Origin of the sequence: Paenibacillus contaminans (genome assembly GCF_003285015.1) — a bacterium.
GTDB classification, from domain to species: Bacteria; Bacillota; Bacilli; order Paenibacillales; family NBRC-103111; genus Paenibacillus_V; species Paenibacillus_V contaminans.
The window spans coordinates 492,017-505,550 of the sequence record NZ_QMFB01000002.1 but is presented as its reverse complement, the minus strand read 5'-3'; the positions used below and the strand labels follow the sequence as shown (position 1 = coordinate 505,550).

The 13,534-nt window shown below is 53.6% G+C and carries 7 protein-coding genes; all 7 read left to right on the top strand.

Features of this window, described 5'->3' with window-relative positions; genetic code table 11:
- Positions 1-80 precede the first annotated feature (80 nt).
- Positions 81-1,844, top strand: a complete 1,764-nt coding sequence (locus DQG23_RS06310) for a glycoside hydrolase family 2 protein (RefSeq protein WP_158560328.1) — start codon at positions 81-83, stop codon at positions 1,842-1,844.
- Entirely contained in the window at positions 1,831-2,577 is a 747-nt protein-coding gene (locus tag DQG23_RS06305) for an amidohydrolase family protein (RefSeq protein ID WP_113029951.1), read from the top strand. The genes DQG23_RS06310 and DQG23_RS06305 overlap by 14 nt, the downstream gene beginning before the upstream one ends.
- Before the next feature lies 1 nt (position 2,578).
- Entirely contained in the window at positions 2,579-3,388 is an 810-nt protein-coding gene (locus DQG23_RS06300) for an amidohydrolase family protein (protein WP_113029950.1), read from the top strand.
- Between the two features lie 144 nt (positions 3,389-3,532).
- On the top strand, positions 3,533-4,999 hold the full coding sequence (locus DQG23_RS06295) for an ABC transporter substrate-binding protein (RefSeq protein ID WP_113029949.1): 1,467 nt from the start codon (positions 3,533-3,535) through the stop codon (positions 4,997-4,999).
- A gap of 594 nt (positions 5,000-5,593) precedes the next feature.
- The gene (locus DQG23_RS06290; protein WP_113029948.1) at positions 5,594-6,538 is read left to right on the top strand and encodes a carbohydrate ABC transporter permease; all 945 of its coding nucleotides are present in this window, start codon (positions 5,594-5,596) and stop codon (positions 6,536-6,538) included.
- Positions 6,539-6,576: 38 nt separating this feature from the next.
- Positions 6,577-7,413, top strand: coding sequence for a carbohydrate ABC transporter permease (locus DQG23_RS06285; RefSeq protein WP_113029947.1), 837 nt, complete (start codon positions 6,577-6,579; stop codon positions 7,411-7,413).
- 270 nt (positions 7,414-7,683) lie between these two features.
- Positions 7,684-13,317 (top strand): DUF4838 domain-containing protein, encoded by a 5,634-nt coding sequence (locus DQG23_RS06275; protein ID WP_113029945.1) that lies wholly within the window; start codon positions 7,684-7,686, stop codon positions 13,315-13,317.
- The last annotated feature ends 217 nt before the right edge of the window (positions 13,318-13,534 follow it).

Sequence of the window (13,534 nt, the reverse complement as noted above, 5' to 3'; positions counted from 1 at the left end):
TTATACGTGTTAAAAATGCATTATCTAGTGAATCAATTGTTGTGAAAGAATCAATCGATTGCCGGAAAGAAGGGGACTGCTTGCAAAGACATACGGTAGAAATTCGGGACTGGCGTTATCAGATCGATCACGACGATCTGGGCGAGTCGAGAGGCTGGTTTCAGCCGGGCTTCGAGAAGTCGGGGTGGATGGCGGTCGAAGCCCCGAAGGCATGGGATTTGTATGGAGAATCGTTTTGGGGCTACGAAGGGATAGGCTGGTTCGCCGCAGAGATCGGGCCGGAGCTGATCCAATCGGATATTTTGCAGAAAATCGTATTCAACAGCGTAAGCGGCTATTCGAAGGTTTGGGTAAACGGCCGCTTGTTGGGAGACAATTACGGCGCTTATCTGCCGTTCGAGTTTGATCTGACCCCTTACATAAGGGAGGACGGCTGCAATGAAATCGTATTGCGTACGGATAACCGGCATCGGGAAGAGTGGCTTCCGGGCGGACCTGTCGTGGAATGGGTACAATACGGCGGCATCCTGCAGAAAGTAACGCTCGAGTCTCGCGGAAAGCGGCATCTGGCTTCGCTTCGCGTACATACCGCTATGGCATCTGGCGATAAAGCGCTTCTCGTCTGCCAAATGGAAATCGCCAATCGGACAGCCGAACCTTTTCATGGAACAATAATGCTGGAGCTGCCTGCAGAAAACCGGACGATCGCATCGGAGCATGCCGTATCGTGTCCGCCCGATGAGAGCGCGTTTTTCCGCTTTGAGATCGAGGTGGAAGGCGCCAAGCTGTGGAGCTTGGAAAGCCCTTCTCTGTATACGTTAAGAGCCAAGCTTTCGGACGGACTAACAATTCTCGACGAGCTCGGCCAAAGATTCGGCATCCGCACGATCGAGACGTCGGGGAAACGGATTTTGTTGAACGGCAAACCGATCATGCTGAAAGGCTTCAACCGTTACGACGAGTACGCGGGATACGGACCTACCGTTCCGGAAAGCGTCATCCGGGAGGATCTTCTGAACATTAAGCGTACCGGTGCCAACCTGATCCGGGTCCATTATCCGCAATCTCCGGCGCATCTGGATATTATGGACGAAATCGGGCTGCTGTATATGGGGGAAGTTCCCTTGAACTGGTGGCTGACGGAAGGGGCGGGCAGAACGTTCATTCCCGAAGTCGTCGATAAGGCGGAAAAGGTGCTTGAAGGAATGATCCGCCGTGACTGGAATCATCCGTGCATCATTTGCTGGAGCATGTCCAATGAGTCCGGAACGAACTCGGAAGACGGCATCGTCTCCGTGCGCAGGCTGCTGAGAAGGGCGAGGGAGCTGGATCCGAAGCGACTTTTGACCTTTGTAACGATCGGCTCACCGGGACATGCCGCGTTCGAGGAAGCCGATCTGGTCTGCATCAATCTTTACTATGGCTTGTTCCATCAGCAGGCGGCCGTGGATATCTCGGAGCTAGACGAGCTGGTGCGGGCCAAAACCGAAAAACATCTGATCGCAACGTCGGAGGAATATGCAGGAAAGCCTGTTGTCCTGACGGAGTTCGGCGCACCCGGTATTTACGGCATGGAGGGAAACAGCCGTTTTACGGAAACGTATCAGGTCGCCTATTTGGAGCACATATGGAAAGCCGTCGTCAATTCGGGCGTGCAGGGAGCCGTAGTTTGGAGCTGGGCGGACTATTACCACCGCTGGGATTTCATCGGGGCTTGGAAAGCGCCTTACGGTCCGTACGGCGTCGTAACGATCGACCGCAAAGAAAAGAAAGCGCTGCAAGCGATAACGCGTTTTTTTGCAGCCGAGAGCCTGCAAGGGGGCGACGAGAATGAAGTTGTATGATGCGAACGGCATGATCGGCGCTTATGTAAAGGAACGCGTGCCCATTGCGGATGAAGCGCAATTCATACGGCTGGCGGAAAGCGTCGGCATCGAAAAATCGGTCGTCTACCATGCGGATGCGCGTTCGCTTAATCCCGTGTTCGGCAACGAAAAGCTTATCGGCATTTGCCGGGACAATCCGCAAATCGAACCGTGCTTCGTGCTCTCGCCCCACTACAAGTACGAAAAAGGCTGGGCGCATATGGAACGGCTGCTGGCGGATAACGACGTCCGATTCGTCAGGCTGTTTCCAAAGGAACACGGCTATACGCTCGCATCCTTTCATACGGCGGAAATGCTGGAAATTGCCGGCAAGCTGAACCTTAACGTCATGCTGAATTACGGCTCGATTTACTCGGACCTTGGGGAAGATCCTTATTTTGAAGAGCTTTGCCGCAAGTACGGCCATATACGGTTTATTTTGACGGAAGCTCCGCACCTCCGAAACATGATGTGGTACGGCTACCTGGAGCAGCATTCGAACGTGCATATCGAAATGTCGATCAACGACAATTGGTTGACGTATGAACGCACCGTCGGCTTATTCGGCTCCGAACGGCTGCTGTGGGGCAGCAATATGCCGTTCAACCATCCCGGCCCTTCCATTACGATGCTGGCGTATGCCGATATTTCGGAAGCGGATAAAGCGAACATCTCCCATAAAAACTTGCAGCGTCTGATCGAGAGGGATTGAGATGAACATTTTGGATTTGGCGAGAAACGGGCTTCCTTTTGAAAATATTACGCTGATCGACATGCATTGTCATTTCGGCCCGTATAACAGCTGCTACATTCCTTGCTTGGACGAAAGCGAGCAGGCCGTACAATACAAGCGGACGATGGAGCGCATGGGCGTCAATTATTCGGCGGTCTCCATGCTGAGAGGGCTCGCGAGCGGGGAATTGGAGGCCACCCTGGATCTATACGGCTTTATGCAGAAGGATGAAAAGCTCCTGGGCTGGGTGACGTATATTCCTTCTTTGATTCCCGAGAGTCTGGATATGGCGGAGCGCTGCTTCCCTTTGACCAAAAGATTTATCGGCTTCAAGGTGCATCCGGAAATTAACCGTTATCCGATCACGGGCAAGGATTACATCCCGATGTGGGAATATGCCCACGAGAAGGGTTTGCTTGTGCTAGCGCACGCCTGGGGAGTGCATTCGGAGCCGTCCATGTTTCGGGAAATCGCAGCCAAATACCCGAACGCAAAAATTTTGCTGGGCCACTGCGGCGGCAGGGAGCCGGAAATTTCGGTCGCCATCGGGCTGGCTAACGAATTCGGCAACGTTTATCTCGATTTAAACGGCGCCTTCATTTATTCGAGGGTGTGGCTGGAAGCGATCGTACGGAAAGCGGATACCGCCAAAATTCTTTTTTCAAGCGATACGATTTTCAATAATATTTGCTGGGAAATCGGACATGTTGCGTTCGCCGACATTCCCGAATCGGTGAAGCTCGATATTTTGGGGCTGAACGCCAAGCGGCTGCTTGCGGGAATCGTTTGAGCGCGAAGGCTTTGCAAGAGAGACTTGAAAGAACGACTTGCACGATGACTTGCACGATGACTTGCACTATGACTTGCATGAATGACTTGACCGCACGATCGATCTTAAAACGCCAAAAATAATGATTTCAGGGGGAATACATAGATGAGAAATGTAAGCGTTATCTCTTTGTCGTTCATGATGGCTCTTTCGCTGTTGGCCGGATGTACGGATAGCTCCGGGGGAAAAACGGAAAGCTCCGGCTCGCCTGCACCGACAAACAGTGGAGGTACGAAAACCGAAGCGAACGTGTATCCGGAGAACGGACTGCCGAAGGATGAGAAGGTGGTTATCAAGGTCGGCTTCTGGGAAAGCGGGTCCGGTCGCGCATGGATGGATACGGCCGTCAAAAAATTTACCGAAAAATACCCGAACGTGAGCTTCGACATTACGGCTTCGCCTACGCTGTCGACGATACTCGAGCCGAAAATCGCCTCGGGCGACGATAAAGACATGTTCGATATGTTTACCCCGAGCTTCTCGGCGGGTGAACAATACGTCAGATTGACCAAAGCCGGCAAATTCGAGCCGCAGGACGACTTATGGGAGCGCGATGTACCGGGGGAAGCCGGCAAAAAGCTTCGTTCCGTCATTTCGGATGACGCTTACGATGCGGCGCTGTCTTTCGGCTATACGACAAAGGTGCCGCTTGGCGGTTATACGGCCGGCTTGTTCTTCGATCAAAACCTGTTCGATAAAAACGGCTGGAACAAGAGTCCGGCTACCTGGGACGAATTTGTGGCGCTGCTGGATCAAATTAAGGCCGCCGGCGTCATTCCGATTACGTTTCCGGGCGTTTACGCAGGTTATTTGACCGATTATGCGTTCAATATGATTCCGTTCGATTTAGCCAAAGCGAACGGTAAATTCGACGGTTACATCGCCAATTTCCGCGATTTCAAGGGACCGCAGTACACGACGGAAGAGAACAAAGAAGCATGGAAGCGGATGTACGAGTTCGGCAAAAAGGGTTATTTCCCGGAGGGAGTGGCGGCGCTCAACCACACGCAGTCGCAAATGCAGGTGCTGCAGCGTAAAGCCGCGCTCGTAGCTACGGGGGATTGGGTCGGCAACGAGATGAAGGAGCATACGCCGGCCGATTTCAAATGGGGCTATATGGCGATTCCGGCAACGAACGATGCGAACCAGACCGTTTTCATCAATTCGGGCGTGGCCGACGTCGGATTTGCCATCTGGAAGGCTAAACCAGACCTTACTAAAAAATGGGCCAAGGAATTTATTTTAAGCTTATATGATTTCAGTATTCAAGAAACGCTGGCGTCTGAGGCAGGGACATATCCGGGGAGGCTCGACTACGGCAAGGATGCCGCCCGTATCGCCAAGCTTCAGCCCGTACAGGCCGCTGTCATGGAGTATACGACAAAGCATAACGTGCAGTACGTCTCTTCGCGGCGCAACTTCTACCCGACCAGTCCGGAGGCGGGGCAGGCGGGAAAACTGGTCAGCGAGTTGATTACCGCCGTCGCGACCGGCAAGAAGGATCCCGTGCCGGTGCTGGAGGAAGCGGAAAAGCTGCTGCAAAAAGCGATCGAGAAAGACCGGCCGCAATAACGGGGAACAGCTCGCCGCTAGTCCGATGCCGAGTCGCTTAGTTCCGGCGGGTTGCGACGGGATAGGAGCGGTGGTGCGCTGTAGTCCGAAATCGCCCGCTTAGAGAGACGGGATAGGGGCGGTGGTGCGCTGTAGTCCGAAATCGCCCGCTTAGAGAGACGGGATAGGGGCGGTGGTGCGCTGTAGTCCGAAATCGCCCGATTAGAGAGACGGGATAGGGGCGGTGGTGCACTGTAGTCCGAAATCGCCCAATTGGAGAGGCTTTTTTCATGGAGAGTCGGTAAAAACCGCTCTGTAAGCGGGTATTTTCGGACTCGAGAGGCAGAAAAAGGCGCTACTCCTGCTCCAAGTGGGCAAATTCGAATTGCGCGAGCAGCGCAGCCATCCCGCGAGCAATGCTATCATCTGCGAACACCGCTGCTACCTGCACAGGCAGATGCTTTTTGCTTCAACAGCGTCATTCCCGCAACGAGCCGGCAGATCTTCCTGTCTTGCCGGCTCACAGGGAGCGTTCGGCATTGGATGACGGCGGTTAACCGCAAATTCGGGGAGGCCCGTTCCTCCCCTCCATTTTGCAAGTAAGGAGGAGACTCTTTGAACGCAGGCTTGGAAAGAAACGAAGCAGTCGTAAGGAAGCGATCCGGATCAACCAAAGCGAGCAGACAAAAATCCGTATTCCTGTTTATCGCGATCGCTCCGTCGCTGCTAGGCTATTTGTTGTTTACCCTGTATCCGAACCTGCTGTCCGTCTATTACTCGCTGCTTGATTGGGACGGACTGACCGAATCGAAATTTGTCGGGTTCGATAATTTTGTGCATATGGTCGGGGACAGGTTCGTTTGGCGCGCGCTGTATCATAATTTGCTGTTCATGCTTGTCGTTCCGGCATTGATCGTGCTGATTTCTTTGATTCTCGCTTATTTGCTGAACAATAAGTCATACAGGGAAAATCCTTTCTACAAGGTGCTTTACTTTTTTACGAACGTGCTGTCGACAGTCGTTATTGCGCTTTTGTGGGCGTTCATTTATGACGGCAGCTACGGGCTGCTTAACGGGATTTTGGGCATTTTCGGCGCGGACATGAACGGCTTTTACTGGCTTGGCGATTCGAGAACCGCCTTCTGGGCGCTGGTCGTCCCGATGGTTTGGGGCGGTGTCGGCCTATACGTCGTCATTTTCATCAATGCGATGAGCGCGATCCCTAAATCCTTGTACGAAGCGGCCGTTCTGGAGGGAGCCCGTCCGATGACGATGCTGTTCCGCATCACGATTCCGCTGATCAGAAGCGTCATACGCGTCTGCGTGGTGTTTGTCGTGCTCGGCACGATCAAGGGCTTCGAGCTGATTTTGATTTTGACTAACGGGGGGCCTGAAGGCTCGACGGACGTCATCGGCTTGTACATGTTCAATCTCGCCTTCGGCAAGGACTACCACAATTACGGATATGCATCGGCTATCGGCATGTTTTTGTTTGTCATTCTTGTGGCCGCCAAATTCATCATCGACAAATATTATCCGGAGGAAAACGTCGAGTTTTAGCTGGCCGGCTCGTTGTTGGATCAAGAGGGGGAGATGTTATGGAAGAGCGGCGGACGCTTATGGATTGGGTGTGGCGGCTCTTGCTTTTGTTGTGGGCTTTATCGATTATTTTTCCGGTCGTTTGGATTTTATTCCAGTCGCTGCGGACGAATGCGGAGTTTTTTCAGGACATTTGGGCGCTTCCTTCCAAGCTGCATTGGAGCAACTATACGAAAGCATGGATCGGCTATAATGTGGGCCAATCGTTGGTAAACACGTTTTATTACGTGGGAGTCAGCCTTGTTTTGGGGACGCTTTTGACGACGCTGAACGCTTATGCGCTGACGAGGATGCAGTTTCGCGGGAGAACGTTCATTTGGTCGCTCATTATGCTGTCTCTGTTTCTGCCGGGCATTAATGCGCTGGTGCCGCAGTACATTTTGATGAAAACGCTGAATTTAACGAACAGTCTGACAGGGCTGATCATTTTGGACAGCTTTGGGGAGAACGTATTTTTTCTCATGCTGCTCGGCGGGTTTATGTCGTCGCTTCCGAAGGATCTCGAGGAGAGCGGATTTATCGACGGGGCGTCGTTGTTCCAGGTGTTCTGGAGGATTATCGTTCCGTTATCGACGCCGGGCATCGTGACCGTTGCTATTTTTAAGTTTCTGGGGCTATACAACAATTTCTTGGGACCTTTGATTTATTTGAGCGATCCTTCCAAATATACGATCGGGGTCAACATGTATCAGGCGAATATGAAAATGCAGTACACCTCGGACTGGGTGACGATGTTTGCCGGAGTCGTTATCGTGATGGTTCCGTCGATCATTTTCTATATGTTGTTCCAGAAAAGAATTATGGCCGGTGCGACGATGGGCGCGACGAAAGGGTAACGGCTGTTCGGGAAAGCCGAGAGCAGGGCTTTCGGCCGTTTGGGAAAGGAGGGAAGGGATTGGGGAAAAGCTCCGAAAATCCGTCCGATGGGTGAAACGCAAAACAAACGCCCGCTCGTTGTTCAGCCTATTTGACACCGGGAAGTCGAACGAAGGAGAGGAGGAAGAAAAGGATGCCGGAGAACCTGCCGAAGCAAGGCTCTTTGCATCCGCTACTAATGTAAGCGTATTCATTTATTTTTCAAAACGAATTAAGGAGATGACAGCTGCATGAGCAGAAGATTGAAACGCGTTCTTTCTATAGTAATGTCTGTCTGCGTCATCGTTACGACGGTTTTTCAGGCCGGTTCGGCCGCCTACGCGGGGACGGCGGGCGTCGATTCCCGCCTCTCCGATCTTACGGGACACTGGTCCGAGTCCGTCATGAAGAAATGGATCGGGCTGCAACTGGTGGACGGCTATGAAGACGGCATGTATGGGCCGGATACGCTTGCAACCCGAGCGGAATTTGTCGCTTTTCTCGACCGGGTGTTTCATTTTGCCGAGAAGCCGGAGCACCCGTTCCAAGATGTAACCGCGGATTCCTGGTTTGCGGGTTCCGTCGCCGGGGCCTATGCCGCGGGGGTCGTTCAAGGGGTGGATGCTGACAGATTCGAGCCGAATCGGTACATCACCCGCGAAGATGCGGCGGTCATCGTCGCCAGAGCTTTTCAGATCGCCGCAAGCGGACGGGAAGAGGACGGATTTAGCGATGCCGATCAAATAGCGGGTTATGCGGCCGAAGCCGTCGCGGCTTTGCGTTCCGGAAGTTTTATTGAAGGGCGAGAAGGCGGAGCTTTCGTTCCCAAAGGCAATATTACGCGGGCGGAGGTCGTACAGCTGCTCGATAATGTGGCGGGAACGATGGTTCGGGAGAGCGGGACCATGACCGGCGACGTTTCCGGAAACCTGGTCGTTAGCGCATCCGGCGTTCAACTGCATAACCTCGTCGTTCCGGGCAATTTGTTCATTACGCAGGGCGTCGGGGAAGGGGACGTTACGCTCGACGGCGTTACGGTCAAAGGCCATACCTACGTATGGGGAGGCGGCGAGAACAGCATCTACATAAGGAATTCGTCGCTGGAAGGGAAATTATTCGTCCACAAACGGAACTCGAAAATTCGCATAGTGGCTTCCGGATCGACGCAAATACCGCAAACGGAAATGCTTTCCGGAGGAACGCTTGAGGAAGAAGGGCTTTCCGGGGCAGGCGGCGGGTTTACGGATATAGAAGTCAATATGCAGGGCGAAGCTCAAGGAGCTTCCGTAACGCTCAACGGTACCTTCGGGCAAATACGCAATCGTACGCAAGGCGCCGGCTTCAAGCTGGGACCGAACGCTGCGGTACGCACCATGATTTTCGATGCGGCGGCGAACGTTACGGGAGAAGGCGAAATCGAGCTGGCTGTTTTTAACGCAACCGGCGCGGTTTTGAGCAAGCGTCCGAAAAAGGCGTCGTTTGCAAAGCACACTTCCGCGACGATCGAGTCCAGGGCGGTTACTGACGCTGACGAACTGACAACTCCCGATCAGGCATCCGGGCAAACGGAAAGCGGGTCGACGCCGACATCGACACCAACAACGACGCCGGCATCGCCGACGCCTACACCGACAATAACACCGGCCCCGACTTCGACGACAACGCCTGAGCCAACGGCAACACCGACATCGACAATGACACCGGAGCCCACATCGACACCGGCATCGCCGACACCTACGGCAACAACATCGCCGGCTCCAACGCCGACATCGGCGCCGGAGGATCTGGCAATTGTCGAGAACGGCAGCCCAGCAGCCTCCGTTATTGTCTCCGCCGTTGCGGACGATTTGACGAAGAAAGCGGCCCGCAAGCTGATCGAATATGTGAAGAAATCGACGGGGGCGGAGCTGGCTTTGGTTGTGGACGATTCCACATCGGATAAAATAACGGCGGAGAACGGCGTCGTTCATTTTGAGTTTTACATTGAGCCTGCGACAATACCCGCCGCCGCGGATTTTTCCGTTACACCTATCGTAAACGGAGCCGCTGCCGCTGCTGCAATCCCTAGCTCCTTGTCGTGGGATGCAGCGACGAAAACGGCGACGCTTACGGTGCCCGCAGTAGCTGCGGCGGCAGTTCAGCAGAGCGTCTCCTACCGGGTTGCGTACCAAAACGGAGCCTCACTGGAGAGCGTCGACGTAATGATCGGGGCGGATGCCCAAGCGGCGTTGAACTTGAACTCCTCGTTCGAAATCGGATACGCGGGTGAAGAAGACGCCAAGCCGTGGAGGTATTGGTATAACAGCCGTACCTCAAGCACGGTGATGCTGCGAAGCGGCGAGCAGGCGAAAAGCGGCAGCCACAGCTTGAAGGCAAGCGGGATCGATCTGGCTTGGCTTAATCAGGATATTGCGTTGACGAGGCACGGCGATTTCGAATTTACCGGATACTATTATGCGCCGCCGGGTACTCAGACAGATGGTAAGGTTCGATTATACGTGTACGCCCTGGATGCGAACGGAAATTTATTCCCCGACGGGAACGGGTATTATTCGGGCATTTTCAAAAGCGAGTTTACAGACGCAGCTGAAAGCGGCGGCGCATGGAAGCCACTGCTGCTGGAAGGAAATCTCCCGGAAGAAATCAACGGGAAGCCGGTAAGCCGCGTGCAAATCGGATTGGAAATGATGGATTTCGCTCCGGGAGAAATTGTCTATATCGACGATGCGCGGTTTGTGCAGCAAAACGACATGGAGGGCGACGAAAGATCGCCGGTTGCGGGAAGCCTGCCGTCGACAGGGGCTGGGTTTGCGAACGGTTCCGCTTCCGGTCCGCAGACGCAAATCTATGTCGGCAAAGAGTGGCTGACGGAGCAGGAACAGTCGGAGCTGCTGCAGGGGTTGGCCGGGGAGGGCTTCGTCATTCATCGGAACGACAACCGGATTACGATCGCCGGTCCGACCCCACTCGGAACCGAATTCGGCGTCAGCGATTTTTTGGAGCGTTATGTCGGCGTACGCTGGCTGATGCCGGGTGAAGACTGGGAGGACGTGCCGCAGCATGCGGGCTTATACGTACCGGGCGGCGATCAGGTGCGCGACGAACCGGTATTTTATTCGCGAACGTTCGACGGATACATTTCGAATACGCCGGTAAGGGAAGAGTGGCGTAAAAACGCTCGTCTTGGCGACCGCCCCGAAATCAATCATAATATGACGGATTTATTTCCGCCGTCGAAATATAAGGACACCCATCCGGAATTTTATACGGCCGGAGCGAATCTGGACGATCCGCATAATCCGATTAACGGCTGGCAGCCGTGCTTCACGGCGCCGGGCATCGTCGACGAGGCGGTCCGAAACATTAAGGCGTATTTTGCCGCTCATCCTGAAGCAAGCTCTTATTCGCTCAGCATGAACGACACGGCCAACTTCTGCGAGGCAAAACCGTCTCATCCCGATTATCCGAATAAGCTTAACTCCATCGGCATGGTCGATATGTCCAATATTTATTTCAATTGGGTGAATCAAGTGGCGGCGGGCGTATTCGCGGAATATCCGGATAAAAAATTCGGGACGATCGCCTACTTCAATCTTTACGATCCGCCGACAGGTTTGCAGATCGACCCGCGAGTCGTCGTTTATATAACCGATGACCGAATGACCTGGAGCGACCCGGACATGCGCGACGAGGGACAGCAATTAACGGAAGACTGGGTGGCTACGGGAGCGACGATAGCTTTCTACGAGTATCTTTACGGCGGGATTTACATGGTGCCTCGCACGTATTTTCAGAACATGTCCGATGTGTATAAGTTTGCTGCAGAGAGCGGCGTGAAAGCTTTTTACAGCGAGTTCGTCATTAACTTCGCGGAAGGACCGAAGCCTTGGCTTGCCGGCCGGCTGCAGTGGAACCCGAATCAGGATGCCGATGCGCTGCTTGACGAATGGTACGAACGAGCGGTGGGAGCCTCTGCCGCACCGGATTTACGGGCGTATTACGAAATCTGGGAGCGTTTCTGGGAGCAAGACATTTTCCAAAGCGATTGGTACGGCAGATGGAAGGCTTCACAGCCGAGAACGAATTATTTGCCGTTATTCGATGACACATACTTGTCGGCCGTTTCCAAGGACGATATAGAAGAGAGCAGGCGATTGCTTGAATCGGTTGTGGCCAAAGCCCAAACGCAGGTTCAAAAGAAACGGGCGAACGACCTGCTCCTCATGTTCGAATATTACGAAGCGTCAACGCTCAGTTATCCCCGGAATACTGCAGTACCTGAGCCCGGCAATGAGACGGAGGCTTTAGCGCTTATTGATGCGGTAGTGGAGCAAATGACATTGGCGGATAAACGTCTGGAGCTGATTAAGCAATTTTCGGTCGATCCCGTCAAGCAGCATTCTTGGGGGCCGATTGCCTACGGCAATACATTTGGCGGGTTTGGCCGCGTATGGTCGGGCGTAACGAGCGAAGAGACGGATGCGATCGTCGCTTGGCTGAAGCGGGAGGGCGCCGGCGGGTCGGCTCACTTGCGGTTGGAGGATCTGGCCGAGCATGCAACGCTTGCCGATATTCGAAACAAGGCGCGGCTCATGCTAACCCTTGCCGACGGCAATCCGACGGGACCGAATATTATCCAAAACCCGGGGTTTGAAGAGGAGTTGAACGATTGGGACGTCTATTTCGGGAACACGATAGCGGAAGTAACCTACGATGCGTTTAGCGGCGGCAAGGCGCTTCGTGTCAACGTAAGCAGCCGCGAGCAGAATGTGACTTTACAGCCTGGAAAAACGTACGTATTGAAATTTTTCGGAAAAATCGCGGACTCGGCAGGGAAGAAAAATTTGATCGGCATCAATTACTGGGATGTGCCGGGCGTCGGATTAGCCGGCGACTATGTAACGGTCAACTCGACCGAGTACGAGCAATATGTCATTCACACCGTCGTTCCGGCTCAATATTCGCATGCGACGATCGTTATTTATAACGATCTTGGAACCGGCTGGGTATACGTTGACGATTTCGAGCTGAGGGAGCTGGGCTCTCCGCAAGGCGAGACCGCCGTTACAAGCGTGAGTGCAGTGAACGGAACGGTGCATGCGGTACTGAGCGATATTCCGAGCGTGGCGCCCGCCGCAGCAGATTTCAACGTTCGCCTGATCGTGAACGGTATTGCAACCGTCGACGTGCAGCCAAGCGCAGTGACGTGGAACGCTGATACGAAAACTGCGTCGTTAACGGTGCCGTCCATCCCGTCGGCAGCAGCGGAGCAGACCTTCGCTTACCGGATTTCTTACAAAAACCAAGCGCCGACGGACAGCGCCGGCATTATCGTCGCTGCGGATTCCGGCGCTCCCGTCAACACGAATCCGTCGTTCGAAGAGGGCTACGGCGCAGGCGAGCTGGCGTACCCGTGGGTATATACGGCGGAGCCGCAAGCACCGGGTTCGGTTATGGAGCGAAGCGGTGAACGGCATCGGACAGGGAGCTACAGCTTAAAAGCCGTAGGCATGAATCTGGCCTGGCCTCACATTACGGTTGGGCTATCGCAAAACGGACGCTACGAGTTTACAGCTTATATTTTGACGCCGGAGCAATCGCAGACGAACGGAACGGTTAAGCTGTATTTGTACAGCAAGGATGCGAACGGAAATTTAATCCCGGACGGGAACGGCTATTATTCCGGCATATTCTCGAGCGAAGTCGTGAGCGCTTCTACAAGCGGGGGAACGTGGAAACAGATCAAGTGGACTGGAGATATCCCGGAAGCTTATAATGGGACGCCGGTGCGGAATTTGGAGATCGGACTTGAGCTGATCGGTTTTGCGAGCGGAGAAGTCGTCTACATCGACGATGTACAGCTGGTCAAGGTAAACGAAAATTAGACGTTTAGCTCTTGCGCTGCGATTGCAGTGCAAGAGCTTTTTTTTAAATATCAGAATTTATTTGTTTCACAATTGCTTATGCCTGATATTTCACCGGTAAACGCGCCTGTCCTTAAAGGACGGCGAAGCCGTTTATCCTTGTTTTGCTAGGGGATTCCGTAATTTTTCTCTTAGTAAGAACGAGTGTTCTGCATAATGATTGCATACTCAGAACCAT

Excerpts from the sequence above, each read along its gene's own strand:
- DQG23_RS06275 (WP_113029945.1), top strand. The coding sequence starts at position 7,684 with ATGAGCAGAAGATTGAAACGCGTTCTTTCTATAGTAATGTCTGTCTGC.
- DQG23_RS06295 (WP_113029949.1), top strand. The coding sequence starts at position 3,533 with ATGAGAAATGTAAGCGTTATCTCTTTGTCGTTCATGATGGCTCTTTCG.
- DQG23_RS06285 (WP_113029947.1), top strand. The coding sequence starts at position 6,577 with ATGGAAGAGCGGCGGACGCTTATGGATTGGGTGTGGCGGCTCTTGCTT.
- DQG23_RS06305 (WP_113029951.1), top strand. The coding sequence starts at position 1,831 with ATGAAGTTGTATGATGCGAACGGCATGATCGGCGCTTATGTAAAGGAA.
- DQG23_RS06300 (WP_113029950.1), top strand. The coding sequence starts at position 2,579 with ATGAACATTTTGGATTTGGCGAGAAACGGGCTTCCTTTTGAAAATATT.